This window comes from Pseudomonas sp. NPDC087598, from assembly GCF_044743525.1.
Lineage (GTDB): Bacteria > Pseudomonadota > Gammaproteobacteria > Pseudomonadales > Pseudomonadaceae > Aquipseudomonas.
This window is the reverse complement of record NZ_JBIUWQ010000063.1, coordinates 6,859-27,080: the sequence shown is the minus strand read 5'-3', so window position 1 is coordinate 27,080 and position 20,222 is coordinate 6,859. Positions and strand designations below refer to the sequence as shown.

Annotated in this window: 16 protein-coding genes and 2 pseudogenes; 7 read left to right on the top strand and 11 right to left on the bottom strand. The window is 59.1% G+C overall.

The genetic code is table 11. The features are described 5' to 3' along the window. The 8 genes and pseudogenes from ACIOWE_RS25435 to ACIOWE_RS25400 form a co-directional block, all read right to left on the bottom strand. Positions 1-1,005 (bottom strand): annotated as a pseudogene (locus tag ACIOWE_RS25435) (methyl-accepting chemotaxis protein); the annotation flags it as partial. A 303-nt stretch (positions 1,006-1,308) separates the two neighbouring features. After that, a pseudogene (locus tag ACIOWE_RS25430) lies at positions 1,309-1,590 on the bottom strand (PAS domain-containing protein); the annotation flags it as partial. Between the two features lie 154 nt (positions 1,591-1,744). Continuing rightward, positions 1,745-2,890: a transporter substrate-binding domain-containing protein gene (locus ACIOWE_RS25425; protein WP_401397228.1), complete on the bottom strand. Its 1,146-nt coding sequence runs from the start codon at positions 2,888-2,890 to the stop codon at positions 1,745-1,747. Positions 2,891-3,009: 119 nt separating this feature from the next. Next, a complete protein-coding gene (locus ACIOWE_RS25420) occupies positions 3,010-3,249 on the bottom strand; it encodes a hypothetical protein (RefSeq protein ID WP_401397225.1) in 240 nt (79 codons plus the stop codon). Positions 3,250-3,360: 111 nt separating this feature from the next. Continuing rightward, positions 3,361-3,666, bottom strand: a complete 306-nt coding sequence (locus tag ACIOWE_RS25415; protein WP_401397222.1) for a type 1 fimbrial protein — start codon at positions 3,664-3,666, stop codon at positions 3,361-3,363. Positions 3,667-3,795: 129 nt separating this feature from the next. After that, the gene (locus ACIOWE_RS25410; RefSeq protein WP_401397219.1) at positions 3,796-4,215 is read right to left on the bottom strand and encodes a hypothetical protein; all 420 of its coding nucleotides are present in this window, start codon (positions 4,213-4,215) and stop codon (positions 3,796-3,798) included. Then, the gene (locus ACIOWE_RS25405; protein WP_401397217.1) at positions 4,178-4,807 is read right to left on the bottom strand and encodes a nucleotidyltransferase domain-containing protein; all 630 of its coding nucleotides are present in this window, start codon (positions 4,805-4,807) and stop codon (positions 4,178-4,180) included. The genes ACIOWE_RS25410 and ACIOWE_RS25405 overlap by 38 nt, the downstream gene beginning before the upstream one ends. 190 nt (positions 4,808-4,997) lie before the next feature. Then, positions 4,998-5,360, bottom strand: a complete 363-nt coding sequence (locus tag ACIOWE_RS25400; RefSeq protein WP_401397214.1) for a DUF6124 family protein — start codon at positions 5,358-5,360, stop codon at positions 4,998-5,000. Between the two features lie 1,138 nt (positions 5,361-6,498). Here ACIOWE_RS25400 and ACIOWE_RS25395 point away from each other — a divergent pair. The 7 genes from ACIOWE_RS25395 to ACIOWE_RS25365 all read left to right on the top strand — a co-directional run bounded on the left by ACIOWE_RS25395 (position 6,499) and on the right by ACIOWE_RS25365 (position 16,532). Further along, positions 6,499-7,659, top strand: a complete 1,161-nt coding sequence (locus ACIOWE_RS25395) for an efflux RND transporter periplasmic adaptor subunit (RefSeq protein ID WP_401397211.1) — start codon at positions 6,499-6,501, stop codon at positions 7,657-7,659. Continuing rightward, a complete protein-coding gene (locus ACIOWE_RS25390) occupies positions 7,656-10,757 on the top strand; it encodes a multidrug efflux RND transporter permease subunit (protein WP_401397208.1) in 3,102 nt (1,033 codons plus the stop codon). The genes ACIOWE_RS25395 and ACIOWE_RS25390 overlap by 4 nt, the downstream gene beginning before the upstream one ends. A 7-nt stretch (positions 10,758-10,764) precedes the next feature. Continuing rightward, complete coding sequence (locus ACIOWE_RS25385) at positions 10,765-11,442, top strand: heavy metal response regulator transcription factor (RefSeq protein ID WP_007916978.1); 678 nt, start codon at positions 10,765-10,767, stop codon at positions 11,440-11,442. Then, positions 11,432-12,796: a heavy metal sensor histidine kinase gene (locus ACIOWE_RS25380; protein ID WP_401397205.1), complete on the top strand. Its 1,365-nt coding sequence runs from the start codon at positions 11,432-11,434 to the stop codon at positions 12,794-12,796. Before ACIOWE_RS25385 ends, ACIOWE_RS25380 begins: the two co-directional genes overlap by 11 nt. A gap of 295 nt (positions 12,797-13,091) precedes the next feature. Beyond that, the gene (locus tag ACIOWE_RS25375; protein ID WP_401397202.1) at positions 13,092-13,313 is read left to right on the top strand and encodes a hypothetical protein; all 222 of its coding nucleotides are present in this window, start codon (positions 13,092-13,094) and stop codon (positions 13,311-13,313) included. A 197-nt stretch (positions 13,314-13,510) separates the two neighbouring features. Next, entirely contained in the window at positions 13,511-14,827 is a 1,317-nt protein-coding gene (locus ACIOWE_RS25370) for an OprD family porin (protein WP_401397200.1), read from the top strand. A gap of 199 nt (positions 14,828-15,026) precedes the next feature. Further along, on the top strand, positions 15,027-16,532 hold the full coding sequence (locus ACIOWE_RS25365; RefSeq protein WP_401397197.1) for a sensor domain-containing diguanylate cyclase: 1,506 nt from the start codon (positions 15,027-15,029) through the stop codon (positions 16,530-16,532). A 149-nt stretch (positions 16,533-16,681) separates the two neighbouring features. On the opposite strand, the gene lpxC is transcribed toward ACIOWE_RS25365, so the two are convergent. From lpxC to ftsA, 3 genes are all read right to left on the bottom strand, one after another. After that, positions 16,682-17,593 (bottom strand): UDP-3-O-acyl-N-acetylglucosamine deacetylase, encoded by a 912-nt coding sequence (gene lpxC, locus ACIOWE_RS25360; protein ID WP_103306209.1) that lies wholly within the window; start codon positions 17,591-17,593, stop codon positions 16,682-16,684. A 112-nt stretch (positions 17,594-17,705) separates the two neighbouring features. After that, entirely contained in the window at positions 17,706-18,902 is a 1,197-nt protein-coding gene (ftsZ, locus tag ACIOWE_RS25355; RefSeq protein ID WP_401397194.1) for a cell division protein FtsZ, read from the bottom strand. A 67-nt stretch (positions 18,903-18,969) separates the two neighbouring features. Beyond that, entirely contained in the window at positions 18,970-20,220 is a 1,251-nt protein-coding gene (gene ftsA / locus ACIOWE_RS25350; RefSeq protein ID WP_401397191.1) for a cell division protein FtsA, read from the bottom strand. Positions 20,221-20,222: the final 2 nt, after the last annotated feature.

The window sequence follows — 20,222 nt, the reverse complement described above, 5'->3', positions numbered from 1 at the left end:
TCAATCCCTAGCCTGCCGCTGCCCCCAGAACTCCCGCGCCAGCAAGCGCAAATCCCCTGCCAGCCCCGCCACATCCTCGGAATTGCGCTGACTCTCGCGCCCCTCATCCACCATCCCTTCGCACGCCGTGCGGATGCTGACAATGTTGCGATTGATGTCCTCGCTCACCGCACTCTGCTGCTCCACCGCCGCCGCAATCTGTAGACTCATCTCGGTGATCTGTTCAACCCGCTCGCTGATCCCGTCCAGCGCCCGCGCCGCCCGTTGCGCCTGATCGACGCTGTTTTCTACATGTTCGCTGCTCTGCTGCATCACCAGCACCGCGTCGCGCGCGCCGGTTTGCAGGGTGCTGATCATGCGCTGAATTTCGTTGGTCGATTGCTGCGTGCGCTGCGCCAGCCCGCGCACCTCATCGGCCACCACTGCAAACCCGCGCCCGGCATCCCCCGCCCGCGCCGCTTCGATCGCCGCGTTGAGCGCGAGTAAATTGGTTTGTTCGGCAATGCTGCGAATCACCTCCAGCACCCCGGAAATCTCACTGCTGTGGCCTTCGAGTTGATGAATCACCTCGGTCGCCCGCCCCAGCTCCTCGGCCAGACGCAGAACAGCGCTGCGACTTTCACCCACGAGCAGATGCCCTTCGCGGGTTTCCGTACCGGCCAGGTCCGCCGCCACCGAAGCCTGCTGCGCATGGCTGGCAACCTGCGCGACGCTGGCGGCCATCTGATGAATCGCCGCTGCGACCTGATCGGTTTCCGCCTGCTGCACCAGTGAACTGCTGTGGCTGCTTTGCAGGTGATCGACCAGTTGCGCCGCATGCCCGGCCAACTGCTGCGACGCGTCGCCAATACGCCCCACCACCGCACCGACCTGCGCTTCGAGCATCTGCAAGGCGAACTCGACCTGCCCGAACTCATCATGCCGACCGGTGTAAATACCTTGGCTCAACGGATTGTCCGCGACCTTGCGCACACGCTCGGTCAAGCGCTCCAGCGGCCGCAGGATCCAGCGCACGCCCAGCGCACAAGTGCTGCTGCCAATGACAAATGCCACACCATCAATCCACGCCGATTCCGGCCGCAGCCAGGCTTCCATCCCCAACACCCCACCCAGCAAAGCACTGCTCAGCGCCGTGAGCTTCGTGCGCAAAGTGAAATTCGGCAGTTGCCAACGAGCTTTCTGCTCGCCGCGCAACTGTGCATACGCCCGCTCCGCCGCCGCCACTTGCCGCGCATCCGGCCGGGTGCGCACCGACTGATATTCAAAGGCGCCGCCGTTCTGCGTCACCGGCGTGACATAGGCACTGACCCAGTAGTGATCACCGTTCTTGCAACGATTTTTCACCAACCCCATCCATGATCGACCGCTCTTGAGCGTCTGCCACATATGCGCAAACGCCTGCGCCGGCATGTCCGGATGGCGCAGCAGGTTATGCGGCGTACCGAGCAATTCGTCGCGGCTGTAACCGCTGATGTTGATGAAGTCGTCGTTGGCGTAGGTGATCGCGCTGGTCAGATCAGTCGTCGAAAGAATATTCGCATCCAGCGCCACATCGACGTTGCGGCCGGTCACCGGGAGATTGATCTTCATGGATAGCGCGCTCGTTTTATTGGAAGAGTCGGCAGGGCTGCTGACTCTAAGCGCACTCATTGGTTAAATATTGATTTGGCTCAGCTTCTGGGCATTTAGCCACCAACCGCCCATAGACAGAGACAGGACGGTCGATGGATTGAGCTGCAATGGCTCAGCGTTGAGCCACCGCCAAGCACTCAAGCTCCACTTTGGCCCCCGGCACAACCAGTTGCCTGACCGCGAAGGTGGTGCGCGCAGGTAATCGGTCGGCTGGAAAATAACCGCGGTACACCTCGTTCATGCCTGCAAAGTCCTTGACGTCAGTCAGAATCACCGTGCATTTGGCGACCTGATACAGCGATGAACCGCTGCTCTGCAAAGCGCTACGCAGGTTCTCCATTACTTGAGTCATCTGCGGGCCGATGCCCCCTTTTGCCAGATCGCCTTTGTCATCCAGCCCCAGCACGCCGGACAAGTAGATCGTGTCCCCGACCTGTACCGAATCGGAGAACGGAAACCCTTCGGTATTGGCTTTATAGCGCAGCGGCTCGTTCACAACGGGTGGTAAATATTCTTCGGTAATCGCTTGATACGCACCATTGCGCTTCAGACGTTCGAGGGCGGCGTTCAGGTCATCGCGCAGTTTGCTGTCGGTCTTGCGCACGGCCATGGCCACGCCGGTGCCAAGCATCGGATCCTTGAGCGGCGGACCTGCGAATTCAAATGCCGCACCCCGGGAATGCCGTAGCAGCGCCTCGTTGATTTCGATGGAATCTTGCAGGGTGGCGTCTATCTCGCCGGTCAGCAGACTGGCGATCAATTGATCGTTGAACTGAAAACTGCGCACCGTCACTCCAGACGGCGCCCATCGTTCCTTCGCAAAAGCTTCACGACTGGTACCGGCCAGCACGCCGATGCGTTTGCCTTCGAGGGAACGGACATCCGGATGCAGATTGGCGCCTTTGCGCGCGACGAGTTGGTTGCTCAACGGATAGAGATTGTCGGTGAAGTCGATTCGCTCACGGCGTGCCGCAGTGGCGGTCATCGGCATGATCACATCGAAACGATTGGCTTCAAGCGCGGCAATGTTGGTGGCGTAATCCTGGTCGACCCAGACGCAGCGTTTTTGCAACTCGGTGCACAACGCATTGCCCAGTTCGATGTTCAGCCCAACCAACTCACCTTTATCGTTTCGGCTTTCAAAGGGCGGAACGAGAGGCTCAACACCGAAACGAATCGACGGTTCAACCACGGAGGACACGCAGCCGCTGGTCAGGGCTAACATTGACAAGGCAGATATGATTTTTGCCAAGGGCATTGGGACGACCTTCATCAAAGAATTCACAAGAGGTGTGAATCTTCGACGAGAGGTCATCGGGATTCCCAGAGGACGGTTCGCTTATCCGTGTGGGAATAGTCTCTTTCTGACAGGAAAAATCAGCGCTTGCCCATCGAGCGACGGGTACCCGGCGGCGCCATGCCCGGGGTCTTGGTGTGGCCGTTCTTGGCGCCGTTCTTGTACCACGGCTGATTCGAGCCTTTGGCAGCGGCCAGTTCACCCGGTTTGAAGGGGAACTTGAACGCCGGGATATCGGCTTTGGTTTCGTTGGCGTCAGCCATTTCAGCCGCGACATCGCTCACGGCGTCGTCAACCGGCGGTTGGGTTGGGGAAGTCATAAAAGCTCCGGAAAGCATAAAGTCGGGCCCGAACAGTGAGCCGCGAAGGCGCGCAGTATACCTGTGCGCCGCAACTCGGCAGCTGAAGATTTATGCCACAAGCCGAACGGTTTACAGGTACGTGATGATGACGATGCCTTTGTCGGTCGAGGTCTTCAATGATTCGTAGGTCATGTTCATCGGCAGCGCTTCATGGCTGCACGCGTTGCGATAGGTACCGATGTCCAGCTTCAGACCGGGCTTGATTTCGACCTGGCGTAATTCGCTGGAACTCAATGCACCGACTCGCCCGACTTCACAGCCGGAATCGACGATCTGCCCGATAAACCGGATCTCGCCGGATTGACTGCCAGGCGCGGCAAAGGATGTGAGTGGAAGCAAGAGAAGCACGTACGGCAGAGCGGTTTTCAGCTTCATTTCAAGACACTCCCAAAGTGGACGGCCCAGAGAGATTTGGGCCGTGCGCGGCCTGAGCCATACAAGCTGTATCCGCTCATAGAGGCGGATCTTTAAGAGATTAGTCAGGATCGCAAGCCATGCCGGATGTCAGTTCATTCGCTGCTGGACGTTACTCAACAATTGCGAGGCGCTTTCCAACAACTGCGCCAGAAGCGCGTCATCCTCATCCATATACCCTTCGTATTCCGCGAGATTGCGCCGCTCATGGCACAACGCGAACAATCGCACCTGAACCTTGCTGATATGCGCCGTATGCACCAGACACTGAAAGACCAGATAGCGTTTATCCGATCGATAGCCACTTAATCGAAGCGCGGTCAGCGCTAACGCGTGTGCTGCGTTATAAGCCAAGTCGAAACCGCTGGAAAAAGACAACGTAGAAGTTTGCGCATCCTTTAGCCGATCCACGGCCGAGCGCATCAACCCCTCACACTCCTTGCGATCCGGCGGCTCCGCTTTCAGCCCACCGCTACGTAGAAGATTCTCCAGACTCTCGTTGCTGCCCATCCTTGGACTCCAAAGGGTTTGCCCCGAAAAGATCGATTTTTTCCTGCTGCACCACCCGCACGACAAAGCTGTTCTGCGCAGCCAGTTTCGCCGCCCAGTCTTGCGGGGTGTAAAGCGTGGGATTGATGGGACGACCCAATTGCTCCTCCATGGGCATGAGCCGTTCCATGACGTCACTGTAGTGCAGGCCTTCGCCGATCAGCATGAGATCAATGTCACTGAGTGTGTTGGCTGTGTCTTTGGCGATGGAGCCATAGACAAACGCCCAGGTGATCTGCTCGGCAAACGGCTGCAATGCCTGACGCAGCGGCTCGGCTATGCCAAACGTCTTGCGAGCGATGCCCAGTAGTTCGGCATAGATGGGACATGTGGGATTGGCCTGGTAATGGTTCTGATTTCCCACCTTTGTCATGCGCAACACACCGGCTCGCTGCAAACGGTCGAGTTCACGCATGAGGCTGCCTTTGCCAACACGCGCCCAGCGCACGATCTCGTTGGCATAGAAAGTCTGGTCAGGCTTACCAAACAGCAGACTCAACACTTTTTGTTGAGTGGTGGTAAATAGCGCTTCGCTTAGAGAGATAGTTTCCACTGTGAAGGCCAAAGAGTCCCAAAAAGGGAACGATAGGTCCCTTTTTGGGACTTATCAACCTCAGGACTCTTTAAACGAAGTGGCCACAGAAAAATCGCTATCGCGATCAGGCTCAAGCCTACATTTGAAATGCGATCCTTTGTAGGAGCGAGCCTGCTCGCGAAGAACGATGACGCGGTGTTCAGACGGATTACGTTTGTGGATCAACCCGATCCAGTGCCCTGTTTACCGCCAGCTCGGCGAGCATGACGATCTGCTGGATCGCCAGCGCCGTATTGCGCTGCGGGCGACTGAGCTGATCGGCCAGGTCACCGGCCATGACATTGGCTGAAGCCAGAGATTCACAGGCATGGGCGAGCAGACTTTCGGTGTCGATGTTCGGCTGGATAAGGAACATCGTGCTGGGCTGTCGTGGTTTGACCGGTTCGGGGCAGAGATAGAAATCGAGGGCGCGCTTGATGGCTTCGCGGGTTTTGATCTGGTCGTCGGCGCGGAGAGCGTCTTCGAGTGGGGTTGGGGTTTCGAGGGGTGGATCGGGTACGGGCTTAGTCATGGAATCGGTTCTCACTGATCGGAGCCAACCAATTGCCGTTTCTCACGCGACGAATTGGGTGGCAGCTATGTGCAGGGTGAGAAACCGGGTAAGAACCACCACCTCCGGCCGGACCGAAGTCCGCCCGCACACAGCCGCCATAGAAATGCAGGCAGCGATGAACTGGCGGCAATTATGACGATACTGCAGGTGGAATAATACTTAGCCCGGGTTCTCACACCCGATCGCCGAGTTTTCGGCGACAACCAAAGACTAGAGAGCGCACGTCCGACGGACAACCTGAAAACCTTGTGGGAAGGTTCTGGTTATTTGACTCATATTTAAACAGCCCATAGTAATCGGCTGATTGGACGCACCTCTTCGCGAGCAGGCTCGCTCCCACAATTGAACCGAGTACACCTGCCAGAGATTGGTCGGCTATCAGGCCGCCATCGCGAGCAGGCTCACTCCTACAATGGGATCGTAGCAATCTGCAAGAGATTGGTCGGCTGTCAGGTCGCCATCGCGAGCAGGCTCACTCCTACAATGGGATCGTATGCAATCTGCAAGAGATTGGTCGGCTATCAGGCCGCCATCGCTGGCAAGCCAGCTCCCACAGGGGTTGAGTTCATCTGGCAGAGATCGGTCGGCTGTCAGGCCGCCATCGCTGGCAAGCCAGCTCCCACAGGGAAGACAGGTACAACCCGCACGCGGCGCATGCCGCCCTACTCAACACAATGAGCGTTAGCTCGAGTAAAGCTCTTGATCTTGATCCACGGGCGACATCGGAAGGCTGAGTGGAGGGATTGATCCTGGCGTGGGAGCGCAGCGACCGTTTGGCGCAGCCAAACACAGCGAGAGGAGGTGCAGCGCAGCAAACCGTAGGCGCTGCGCCCGGATCGATCCCGGAGCGAAGGAACCCCGAGCCCCAGCGAGCGGGCCGTACGTAGGAGCAAGCGTTTTTTTGCTTACTTTTTTTTGGCGCTTGTAAAAAAAGTGAGTCGCCGTAAGGGCGAAACCCTAAGCCGCCGTTACCGCAGCAACGGATATGTACCCAGCGAAACTGACAGCGCCGACAGCTAGCCGTCACCCTACTGACCCGCAGACAGGTTTATAAAGACAACAACCCTGCCCAAACTCCGTCCGGCGCCCACCCCGCATGCGAATCCAAAAGAACAAAGCCCTGCTTGCCACCCTGGTGATCGCTCTTGCGGGCGCCGGCCTGTGGTACGCCCTGAAACCCGCCCCGACCAAACTCGCCACCCCCACCGCAATCCCCGTGCGAGTCATCGCGGTCAGCGAAAAAGACGTCCCCCGCTACACCAGCGGCATCGGCTCGGTACTCTCATTACACAGCGTGGTCGTGCGCCCACAAATCGACGGCATCCTCACCAAAATCCTCGTCAAGGAAGGCCAACTGGTGAAGGCCGGCGACCTCCTCGCCACCATCGACGACCGCTCGATCCGCGCCAGCCTCGACCAGGCCCGAGCGCAGTTGGGCGAAAGCCAGGCGCAACTGCAAGTCGCTTTGGTCAACCTCAAACGCTACAAACTGCTCAGCGTCGATGACGGCGTCTCCAAGCAGACCTACGACCAGCAACAAGCCCTGGTCAACCAACTCAAAGCCACTGCCCAAGGCAACCAGGCTTCGATTGACGCCGCACAGGTACAACTTTCCTACACGCAGATTCACTCTCCGGTCACCGGCCGCGTCGGCATTCGCACAGTCGATGAAGGTAACTTCCTGCGCATGACCGATACCGCAGGCCTGTTCACCGTCACCCAGATCGACCCGATCGCCGTGGAATTCTCCCTGCCGCAACAAATGCTCCCCACGCTGCAAGGCCTGATCAACGATCCACAGCGTGCACAGGTCAAGGCCTACATCGGCGCCGACACCGATGGCGAAACCGGCAACCTGCTCGGCGAAGGTCACCTGACCCTGATCGACAACCAGATCAACGCCAACACCGGCACCATCCGCGCCAAGGCCGAATTCGACAACGCCAGCCAGAAGCTCTGGCCCGGCCTGTTGGTGACGGTAAAAATACAGACAGCTCTCGACAAGGATGCGCTGGTCGTCCCGCCCACCGTCGTACAACGTGGCCTCGACCAACACTTCGTTTACCGGGTAAACGGCGACAAGGTTGAAGCCGTACAGGTGCAGATGGTTTATCAGGGCAGTGGCCAGGACATCATCAAAGGCGTGAAGGCCGGTGACGTCCTGGTCACCGACGGCCAGTCGCGGCTCAAACCCGGTTCGACCGTGCAGGTCATGAGCGAACCGCCGCAGGTGGTGCAAGCGGAGCCGAAACCATGAAGGAGCACAAAGGCGTCTCCACGTGGTGCATCAACCACCCGGTTGCGACGATTCTGCTGACCATCGCGCTGGTGCTGGTCGGCGCAATTGCCTTCCCGCGCCTGCCAATCGCCCCACTGCCGGAAGCGGAATTTCCGACAATTCAGGTTTCCGCGCAGTTACCCGGCGCCAGCCCCGACACCATGGCCTCGTCCGTGGCCACGCCGCTGGAGGTGCAATTCAGCGCCATCCCCGGCATGACCCAGATGACCTCCAGCAGTGCGCTGGGTTCGAGCCTGCTGACCCTGCAATTCACCCTCGACAAAAGCATCGACACCGCCGCCCAGGAAGTCCAGGCAGCGATCAACACCGCCGCCGGCAAACTGCCGAAAGACATGCCGACGCTGCCGACCTGGAAGAAGGTCAACCCGGCCGACAGCCCGGTGCTGATCCTCAGTGTCAGCTCGACGCAGATGCCCGGCACCGAACTCAGTGACCTGGTGGAAACCCTGCTCGCTCGTCAGATCAGTCAGATCGACGGCGTAGGCCAAATCAACATCACCGGTCAGCAACGTCCGGCGATTCGTGTACAAGCCTCGGCCGACAAACTCGCCGCCATCGGCCTGACCCTCGCCGACATTCGTCTGGCGATCCAGCAGACCAGCCTCAACCTGGCCAAGGGAGCGCTGTACGGCGAATCGAGTATCTCCACGCTGTCGACCAACGACCAGTTGTTCCACCCCGAGGACTACAGCCAGCTCATCGTTTCCTACAAGGATGGCGCCCCGGTTCACCTGCGTGATGTCGCCAAAGTCGTCAACGGCTCGGAAGATGCCTACGTGCAAGCCTGGGCCGGTGATCGCCCCGGGGTGAACCTGGTGATATCGCGTCAGCCCGGGGCGAACATCGTCGAGACGGTGGACAGAATTCAAGCCGCTCTGCCCGGCCTGGAGGCCATGCTGCCCGCCTCGGTGCAGGTGAAAACCCTGATCGACCGCACCCAGACCATCCGCGCCTCGCTGCATGAGGTCGAGATCACGCTGATGATCGCAATCCTGCTGGTGGTCGCGGTGATGGCGTTGTTCCTGCGCCAGTTGTCGGCAACGTTGATTGTTTCGGCGGTGCTGGGTGTGTCGCTGGTCGCCAGTTTCGCCCTGATGTACATCCTCGGGTTCAGCCTGAACAACCTGACGCTGGTGGCCATCGTGGTGGCCGTGGGATTTGTGGTCGACGATGCGATCGTCGTGGTGGAGAACATCCACCGGCATCTGGAGGCCGGCGACGACATGCGTGAAGCGGCGATCAAGGGCGCCGGCGAGATCGGCTTCACCGTGGTCTCGATCAGTTTCTCGCTGGTGGCGGCGTTTATTCCGCTGCTGTTCATGGGTGGCGTGGTCGGGCGGTTGTTCAAGGAATTCGCCCTGACCGCGACTTCGACCATCATGATTTCCGTGGTGGTGTCGCTGACGCTGGCGCCAACGCTGGCCGCGCTGTTCATGCGCAAACCGGTGCATCACGCCCACGACAAACCGACCTTCAGCGAACGCCTGCTCAGTTGGTATGAGAAAGGCCTGCGCCGTGCCCTCGCCCATCAGAAATTGATGATCGGCGTGTTCGGTTTGTCGCTGGCGCTGGCCATCACCGGTTACATCTTTATCCCGAAAGGTTTCTTCCCGGTGCAGGACACCGGTTTCGTCCTCGGCACCACTGAAGCCGCCGCCGATATTTCCTACGGCGACATGGTGAAAAAACACTTGGCGATGGCCGAAATCGTCGCCGCCGATCCGGCCGTGCAGGCGTTTTCCCATTCGGTGGGCGTGTCCGGCAGCAACCAGACGATTGCCAACGGGCGCTTCTGGATCGCGCTGAAAAAACGCGGCGACCGTGATGTCTCGGCCAGTCAATTCATCGACCGTATCCGTCCGCAACTGATGAAAGTCCCCGGCATCGTGCTTTATCTGCGCGCCGGTCAGGACATCAACCTCAGCTCCGGCCCAAGCCGTGCGCAGTACCAATACGTGCTCAAGAGCAACGACGGCGCGACCCTCGCCACCTGGACGCAACGCCTGACTGAAAAACTGCGCAGCAACCCGGCGTTCCGCGACATTTCCAACGACCTGCAACTGGGCGGCAGCATCACCCACATCAGCATCGACCGCAGCGCCGCCGCGCGTTTCGGCCTCACGGCAAGTGATGTTGATGAAGCGCTGTATGACGCCTTCGGCCAGCGGCAGATCAACGAGTTCCAGACCCAGGTCAATCAGTACAACGTGATTCTGGAACTGGACACCAAGCAACGCGGCAAGGCCGAAAGCCTCAACTATTTCTATCTGCGCTCACCGCTGAGTGGTGAGATGGTGCCGTTGTCGGCACTGGCCAAGTTCGATGCGCCGACCATCGGCCCGCTGTCGATTGCCCATGACGGCATGTTCCCGGCCGCCAACCTGTCGTTCAACCTCGCACCCGGTGTAGCACTGGGCGATGCAGTGATTCTGCTGAATCAGGCCAAGGCCGAGATCGGTATGCCGACCGCCATCAGCGGCAATTTCCAGGGCGCGGCGCAGGCCTTTCAAAGTTCGCTGGCCAGCCAGCCTTGGCTGATTCTCGCGGCGCTGGTGGCGGTGTACATCATTCTCGGCGTGCTTTATGAGAGCTTCGTGCATCCACTGACGATCATTTCAACGCTGCCGGCGGCGGGTCTGGGGGCGGTGATCATGTTGTGGATCTGCGGCCAGGACTTTTCGATCATGGCGTTGATCGGGCTGGTCCTGCTGATCGGTATCGTCAAGAAGAATGGCATTCTGATGATCGACTTTGCGCTGGAGGCTCAGCGCAACCGAGGGCTGGCGCCACAGGATGCGATTTTCGAAGCGTGCCTGACGCGGTTCAGGCCGATCATCATGACCACCCTCGCCGCGTTGCTCGGCGCATTGCCGCTGATGCTCGGCTACGGCACTGGCGCCGAGCTGCGCCAGCCGTTGGGGATCGCGGTGGTTGGCGGTTTGCTGGTCAGCCAGATGCTGACGCTGTTTACCACGCCGGTCATATACTTGTGGCTTGAGCGGCTGTTCCATCGGCCTAAAGCTGTGCCTTCTGCGGCACTGGCGACTACAGACTGAGGCGGTCATGCGCGTTCTGATTATCGAAGACGAGGAAAAAACCGCGGACTATCTGCACCGCGGTCTGACGGAACAGGGTTACACCGTGGATCTGGCCCGCGACGGCGTCGAAGGCCTGCATCTGGCGCTGGAAAGCGACTACGCGGTCATCGTCCTCGACGTCATGCTGCCGGGCCTTGATGGCTTCGGCGTGCTGCGCGCGTTGCGTGCGCGCAAGCAAACCCCGGTGATCATGCTCACCGCCCGCGAGCGCGTCGAAGACCGCATCAAAGGCCTGCGCGACGGTGCCGACGATTACCTCGGCAAACCGTTTTCCTTCCTTGAGCTGGTCGCCCGCCTGCAAGCGCTGACCCGCCGCAGCGGCGGCCATGAACCGGTGCAAGTGAGTATCGCCGACCTGTGGATAGATTTGATCAGCCGCAAGGCTACCCGCGCCGGTACGCGACTGGACCTGACCGCGAAAGAGTTCTCGCTGCTCAGCGTATTGGCGCGGCGTCAGGGTGAAATCCTATCGAAAACCGCCATCGCCGAAATGGTCTGGGACATCAATTTCGACAGCGACGCCAATGTCGTCGAGGTCGCGATCAAGCGCTTGCGCGCCAAGCTCGACGGGCCGTTCGACGAGAAACTGCTGCACACCATTCGCGGCATGGGTTATGTGCTGGAGAGCCGTGGTGTCCAGTAACTCGATTGCGCTGCGCTTGAGCGGGATGTTCACACTGGTAGCGTTGCTGGTGTTTCTGTTGATCGGCGGCGCGCTGTATCAGCAGGTGGACAAAGGCTTGGGCTTGTTGCCGGAAGCAGAACTGGATGCGCGCTACAGCGTGCTCGAATCGGCGCTCAATCGCTTCGGCACGCCGGAGCATTGGGTAAAGATCAACGCCAAGTTGAAGCTGCTTGGCGAAGAGGACAAACGCATTCGGTTCTGGGTGGTTAGCGGTGATCCGGGTTACGAATACGGTGCGCCGGATGCGCAAATTCGTGCCTTTTCCCAAGGCTCGCTGGGCATGCATGACTTGCAACTGCCCGACCATCCCTATCCGCTGAAAGTGTTGCTCACCGAACTGCCCGCCAAGGATCAGCGCCCACCGCTGCGCTTCATGATCGGCATCGATACCGAGACCTTTCACGAGACTCAGCACAACCTGCTGATCGCGCTGATCGGGCTGGCGATTATCGGTGTGTTGATGGCTTCGGCGCTGGGTTACTGGGTTGCTCGTATAGGCCTCAAACCGCTGATCAAACTGTCCCACGAAGCGCAACGCCTCGCGCCGCCGCTACGGGCCGGGCGCTTGCGTCTGTCGCCGCTGCCGCCGGAGCTTGCGCAGTTTGTCGACTCGTTCAACTCGACGCTGGAACGGGTTGAACAGGCCTACTCGCGGCTGGAATCGTTCAACGCCGACGTCGCTCATGAACTGCGTTCGCCGCTTACCAATCTGATCGGCCAGACTCAGGTGGCGCTGACCCGCGGGCGTTCGGCTGAACACTATTTCGAAGTGCTGCAATCCAATCTCGAAGAGCTGGAACGGCTGCGCTCGATCATCAACGACATGCTGTTTCTGGCCAGTGCCGATCAGGGCAACAAGGCGACCAAACTGACGTCCACGTCGCTGGCTGATGAAGTGGCGACCACGCTGGAATACCTGGATTTCATTCTCGAAGATGCGCAGGTGCAGGTGCAGGTCAGCGGCGATGCGCAGGTGCAGATCGAGGTTGCGCATCTGCGTCGGGCGTTGATCAATCTGCTGAGCAACGCCGTGCAGCACACGGCTCCGGGCCAGGTCATCGAAGTGCGGATCGAGGAGCAAGGGCAGCAGGTCAGCATCGGCGTGAGCAACCCAGGCTCGCCGATTGCCAATGAGCATTTGCCACGGTTGTTCGAGCGGTTTTACCGGGTCGATGCGTCGCGCAGTAATAGTGGCAATAACCATGGCTTGGGGCTGGCGATCGTCAAGGCGATTGCGCTGATGCATGGTGGGGATGTGTTTGTGAGGAGTGATCGCGGGATGAATACGTTTGGGATTCATCTCCCGGTTTAACTGATAAGCGAAACCCCTGTGGCGAGGGAGCTTGCTCCCGCTGGGCTGCGAAGCGGCCCTCGCTTTCCTTCTATCAAACCCCGCGCTCAGATTTTGCGACTGCTGCGCAGCCGAGCGGGAGCAAGCTCCCTCGCCACAGGTTCCAGTCCAGCCAGGCAGAATCTGGAGTTTGCAAGGGAATGATCTTTGCTTTTGCTGTAACAGTCATTTATGAAAATCACGCTGTTTCCCAACGCCCGGCAACCTTATCTTTGCCAGCACCAAACAGCACTCGCCAAGCGAGAAGGTTTTCAGAATGTCCAACAGTATGGGTATTGCCAGCGCTTTCGTTTTGTCCTCATTGATCCTGTCGCCGATGGCGATGGCTGAAGAATCGCAGTCGTTCGTAGCGCAAAATGTCGCTCGCGCTCAGGCATTCGATCAGCATCAGGCAGAAGTGATGGCCAAGGCTCAAGACGCCACGCAAGCCCCTCAGGCTGCCACTTCCCAGACTCAAGCGTCCGAGAAAGACAGCTGAGTCGCACACCGCTCAAACGTTTCCCTCGACGCGGTTGTTTGGCTCTTCCCGTTCAACCGTCGTCATTCCAGGCCGCTGATGTTCAGCGGCCTTTTTTCGTTGTGGTGTGAAAGCCGTTTGGTTCGTCTGTAACAACAAGAAACATCATGCACCTCAATACATTGAAGTGTCAGTTGACCCAAGGAGCTTTACCGCACGTGCGTTACCCAGTCCGTTTTACTCCGCTGTTCATTGCAATTGCCGCAACGATTGCCCCCTCCGTTCACGCTGATGAACCCGCGCCAGCAGGTTTCGTCGCAGGCTCGAGCCTCAACCTCAACGCCCGCAACTACTACATGAATCGCAACCGTCTGCAGCAGACGGACGACAACATCGAGTGGGGCCAGGGTTTTCTTGGCATCTTCCAGTCAGGTTACACCGAAGGCACGGTCGGCTTAGGCCTGGATGCCCATGCGATGCTTGGGCTGAAACTCGACGGTGGTGGCGGGACGGACGGCTCCAGTATCCTGCCGATCAGCGATGGCAACGGTAAGGCGCCGGGGTCCTTTTCGACAGCGGGCGGGACGTTGAAAATGCGCGCGTTCGACACTGAGCTGAAGGCCGGTGACCTGTTCCTGACCAATCCGGTAATCGCCGGCGGTGACAGCCGCATGCTGCCGCAGACCTTTCGTGGCGTCAGTCTGACCAACCACAGCTTCGACGGCTGGTTGATCGAAGGCGGTCAGGCCAGTTTCACCAAGCCATACAACCAGAGCGGTCACCAGCGTATCGGCACGTCATACGGGACGTTGGCCGATGGCGACAAAAGCCGGCACCTGAATTGGGTCGGCGTGTCGTGGAGCGGTGTCGAAGGCCTGACCAGCAATCTGTACGCCGCCGAACTCAAGGACATCTGGAACCAGTACTACTACGACCTGGATTACACCTGGCAGTTGAACGATCTGGTCAGCCTCAACCCGGGCCTGCACTTCTATCACACCCAGGACACCGGCGATGCGCTGCTCGGCGACATCGACAACAACACTTACAGCGTGCACTTCACCGTCGGTGTCGGCAGCCACAGCGTCACTGCCGCGTACCAACGGGTCAACGGCAACACGCCATTCGACTACATCAGCCAGGGCGACAGCGTTTACCTCGACAACTCGCAGCAGTATTCGGACTTCAACGGCCCGAACGAGCGTTCGTGGAAACTCAAGTACGCCTACGACTTTGCCGGTGTCGGCGTACCGGGACTGACGTCGGCGGTGTCCTACTCGCGGGGCACGGTTGACCTGACCAAGGTTGACCCGCAGAGCAAGGGCTACGCCAACTGGTACAGCGCCGATGGACACAACGCCAAGCACTGGGAGCGCGACCTCGACTTGAAGTACGTGGTACAAAGCGGTCAGGCCAAAAATCTGGCAGTGCGCCTGCAATGGGCCACCAACCGCGGCGGCAATGGTTACGGCGTGATCGATTCAGATACAGATGAATACCGCGTGATCATCGACTACCCGATCAACGTCTTCTAAGATCGGCACTAGTCTGAAGACACCCGTCAGTTGACGCTGAACCTGTGGCGAGGGAGCTTGCTCCCGCTGGACTGCGCAGCAGGCCCCTGCTTCTATAAAGAGGGGCCGCTTCGCGACCCAGCGGGAGCAAGCTCCCTCGCCACAAATGCTTCAGGCGTTTACAACTAAGCTTACAAAATCCCCTAACCGATAACCCATCATGATCGCGAGCCGTACCCCACCCGCTGCGGGCAAGACCGGACGCCCCGAAATACTGTTGGTCTCCGGCAGTCTGCTGAGCGTGCTCGCGATCGTGTGCATTGTCACTTTCCTGCTGATTCGTGAGCACGCCAGCGCTCAGGAGTCGGCCACTCGCAGCGCCACCACCATTGCGCAATTGATCGACGCCGACGTGTTGCGCACCGTGGAGCTGTACGATCTGACGCTGCAAGGCCTGATTGCTGCCTCGCAGCGCGACGACTTGCGCGACGTAACCCCACAGATCCGCCATCTGGCGCTGTTCGACCGTTCGACCACCGCGCGCTTCAAGGGCGACATCCTGTTGCTCGACAAGCACGGCGATGTGATCGCAGATTCCTCGCGGATCGAGCCAAAACCAGGCAATTTCGCCGACCGCGACTACTTTCTCGCTCACGCCTTCAACCGCGACGTCGGCATGTTCATCAGCCGTCCGTTCAAGACCCGCTGCGATTGCGATGAAGCCAATCAGTGGCGCATCAGCTTCAGCCGGCGCATTTCCACGGACACCGGTGAATTCGCCGGCGTGGCCGTGGCGTCACTGAAGCTCGACTACTTCGACCAGTTGTTCAACAGCCTCGATATCGGCAACGACAGTACCCTTAACATCATCGACAACGACGGCATCCTGCTGGCGCAGAAGCCTTATCTGCAAAGCGACGCCATTGGCAAAAGCTTCGGCAACCGGCCCAACGTGGTGCGGATCCTGCGTGACAGTGACGGTAATGGCAGCTTCAACAGCGTGTCCAGCATCGATCATCAGCAACGGCTCTACACCTATTCGCGGGTGGGCAATTTACCGCTGACGGTCATCGTCGCGTTATCCAGCGATGAGGTATTCGGCACCTGGCGGCGCACGGCGTTGCTGATCAGTGGTGCGACCGGCGTGCTGTGTCTTGGCCTGCTCTGGCTCACATGGCTGCTCGCTCGGGAACTGCGCTTGCGCCAACGCGCCGAGCACGAACTGGCGCAACTGGCCGCGACCGATGCGCTGACCGGCGTGGCCAATAGGCGGATGCTCGATCAATCACTGCGCCACGAATGGTTCCGCGCCCAGCGCTCGGGTAAACCACTTTCGGTGATGATGATCGATGCCGATCACTTCAAGGCGTTCAATGACCGTCATGGGCATCAGGCCGGCGATCACGCATTGAAGAGGCTGGCCCAGGTCATTACCGAGAATGTGCGACGACCGGCGGATCTGGTCGCACGTTACGGTGGTGAGGAGTTTTCGGTGATTCTGGCCGAGACCGACAGCCACGGGGCACAGCAGATTGCCGAGCACATCCGTCAGGCTGTGGAGCAATTGCCATTAGTCGACGGGGCCGAGTTGCCGATGACCGTGAGTATTGGCATCGCTACGTGGACAACGACGAGTGAGATGACGCTGGAGCAGTTGTTGTTTGCGGCGGACAAGGCGTTGTATCAGGCCAAGGAAGGTGGGCGTAATCGAGTGGTTGTTTCTTAAGATCAAAAGATCGCAGCCTTCGGCAGCTCCTACATTTGGAATGCGTCCCCCTGTAGGAGCTGCCGAAGGCTGCGATCTTTTGATCTTTAAAAAGGCATAAAAAAAGGCCATCCGAGGATGGCCTTCAAAAAACTAGAGAGGTTTTTTACTTACACGGCCGCAACAGGGCGCATGTAAGAGATCGGTGCAGTGCTGGCGTCTTCGAACGTCACGACTTCCCACGCATCTGTCTGCTCAATCAACTTGCGCAGCAGCTGGTTGTTCAGTGCATGACCGGACTTGAAGCCTTTGAACTCACCAATCAGGCTGTTACCCAGCAGGTACAGGTCACCAATGGCATCGAGGATTTTGTGCTTCACGAATTCGTCCTCATAGCGAAGGCCGTCTTCGTTCAGTACACCATCGGCATCGACCACGATTGCGTTTTCAACGCTGCCGCCGAGTGCGAGGTTGTGCTTGCGCAGGTACTCGATATCACTCATGAAACCAAAAGTACGCGCGCGGCTGACTTCTTTTACGAACGAAGTGCTGGAAAAATCCACGCTTGCACTTTGGGTGCGGTCCCGGAATACCGGGTGATCGAAATCGATCTCGAAGCTCACCTTGAATCCTTCGAAAGGGACGAAAGTGGCGCGCTTGTCGCCGTCTTCCACTGTCACTTCACGCAGGATGCGGATGAATTTCTTGGGGGCGTCCTGTTCTTCCAGGCCAGCCGATTGAATCAGGAATACGAAGGGTCCAGCGCTGCCATCCATGATCGGGACTTCGGACGCGGAGAGCTCGACGTAGGCGTTATCGATGCCCAGGCCAGCCATGGCCGAGAGCAAGTGCTCTACCGTGTCCACTTTGACGTCGCCATTGATCAGCGTCGTCGACATAGTGGTTTCACCGACGTTTTCCGCGCGGGCAGGAATCTGCACCACAGGGTCGAGGTCAGCGCGACAAAACACAATGCCAGTGTCGACAGGCGCAGGCTTGAGGGTCAGATAGACCTTCTCACCGGAGTGCAGGCCTACACCTGTGGCACGGATAATATTTTTCAGTGTGCGTTGTTTAATCATGGCTTGGGCCGCTTCAGCGCAAATTGCGAACTGGTATCAACAAAGGCTGGCGATGATAGCAGACCATGCCTTTGCTGAACACCAATCACCTTCATAGCCCTGATACATTCCATCAATCGGCCTGACGACGCAGGAAAGCCGGGATGTCCAGGTAGTCCAGGTCATCTTGCGGATTCATCTTCGCGGCAGCCGCAGCACCGGCCTGAGCCTGGTTGCGCATGACGGTCGGACGGTCCAGATCACGGTAGTTCACCGCTGGCGCTTCCTGACGGGACGGAGCCGGTTGCTGCACCTGAGCCGAAGCCATGGAGGTGTGAACGGTGTTGTCGATGACCTTTACAGGCTTCTCGATTTTCGCGCCCAGACCCGTGGCAACCACAGTTACGTGCAGCTCGTCGCGCATGTCCGGATCGATAACGGTACCGACCTTGACCATCGCGTGTTCGGAAGCGAAGGCTTCGATGATGCTACCCACGTCGGAGTACTCACCCAGGGACAGGTCAGGACCGGCGGTGATGTTCACCAGGATGCCGCGTGCGCCTTGCAGGTTCACGTCTTCCAGCAGCGGGTTACGAATGGCAGCTTCAGTGGCTTCACGTGCACGGTTCGGACCGCTGGCGCAGCCAGTGCCCATCATCGCCATGCCCATTTCGCTCATCACGGTGCGTACGTCGGCGAAGTCGACGTTGATCTTGCGCGGACGGGTGATGATGTCGGAGATACCGCGCACGGCACCGGCCAGTACATCGTCAGCCTTGGCGAAAGCCGACAGCAGGCTGGCGTCTTTACCGAGGATGGTCAGCAGTTTCTCGTTGGGAATGGTGATCAACGAGTCGACGCTTTCGGAGAGCATGCGGATGCCTTCGTCGGCGATCTGCATACGCTTGCGGCCTTCGAACGGGAACGGACGGGTCACGACCGCAACGGTCAGGATGCCCATTTCCTTGGCCACTTCGGCGATGATCGGCGCAGCACCGGTACCGGTACCGCCGCCCATGCCGGTGGTGATGAACACCATGTTGGTGCCCTGCAGGACTTCGGCAATGCGCTCACGGTCTTCGAGAGCGGCCTGACGACCTACTTCAGGGTTGGCGCCAGCGCCGAGACCTTTGGTCACGCCGGTACCCAGTTGCAGGATGGTGCGCGCGCCGATGTTTTTCAGCGCTTGAGCATCAGTGTTGGCGCAGATGAATTCGACGCCTTCGATGTTGCTCTTGACCATATGATTGACAGCGTTGCCGCCGCCACCGCCAACACCGATAACTTTGATTACCGGGCTTGCGGGGATGTTGTCTACGAGTTCGAACATTTTCCCTCTCCTTACATTCTCTAGTTTTTTCGCCTACTGCTTTTTGTTGCGGTGTTGCGGTAAATCTTCAGAAATTGCCTTGGACCCACTTCTTCAGTCGGTCGAGCAGCGGCGCCTGTGGCTCTTCGCTGCTGTAGCTGTCGCGGCTGCCGATGCCGGAGAACGAAACCCCGTCGGACTGCTTTTGCAGGCCGTACATCAACAAGCCAACGCCAGTGGAATAAATCGGGTTGCGCACCACGTCATCCAGACCTTTCACGCCATGTGGAACGCCAAGGCGTACTGGCATGTGGAAGATTTCTTCGGCCAGCTCAGTAGCGCCTTCCATCTTCGACGTGCCGCCGGTCAGGACGATGCCGGCCGGGATCAGGTCTTCGTAGCCGCTGCGACGCAGTTCGGCCTGGATCAGGGTGAACAGTTCGTCGTAACGCGGCTCGACCACTTCGGCCAGGGCCTGACGCGACAGTTCACGCGGTGGACGGTCGCCAACGCTTGGCACCTTGATGGTTTCGCCGGCGCCAGCCAGTTTGGCCAGGGCGCAGGCGTAACGGATCTTGATCTCTTCGGCGTACTGGGTCGGAGTGCGCAACGCCATGGCGATATCGTTGGTCACTTGATCACCGGCAATCGGGATCACTGCGGTATGGCGGATCGCGCCTTCGGTGAAGATCGCGATGTCGGTGGTGCCGCCGCCGATGTCGACGAGACACACGCCCAGTTCTTTCTCGTCGTCGGTCAGTACCGAGTAGGCCGAGGCCAGTTGCTCGAGAATGATGTCGTCGATTTCCAGACCGCAGCGACGCACGCATTTTTCAATGTTCTGCGCGGCGTTGACGGCGCAGGTCACTACGTGAACCTTGGCTTCCAGACGCACGCCGGACATCCCCAGTGGCTCGCGAACGCCTTCCTGGTTATCGATCACGTAATCCTGCGGCAGGGTGTGCAGCACGCGCTGGTCAGCCGGGATCGCCACGGCCTGAGCGGCGTCAAGAACGCGCTCGAGGTCAGCCGAGCTGACTTCGCGATCACGGATCGCGACGATGCCGTGGGAGTTCAGGCTGCGGATGTGATTGCCCGCCACGCCGACGAACGCCGAGTGAATGCGGCAGCCCGCCATCAGTTGGGCTTCTTCGATCGCGCGCTGGATCGATTGCACGGTGGACTCGATGTTGACCACCACGCCCTTCTTCAGGCCACGGGACGGATGGGTACCGATCCCGACGATTTCCAGCGAGCCGTCGTCGGAAACCTCGCCGACCAGCGCCACCACCTTGGAGGTGCCGATATCGAGACCGACGATCATTTTGCCGCTTTGCACGT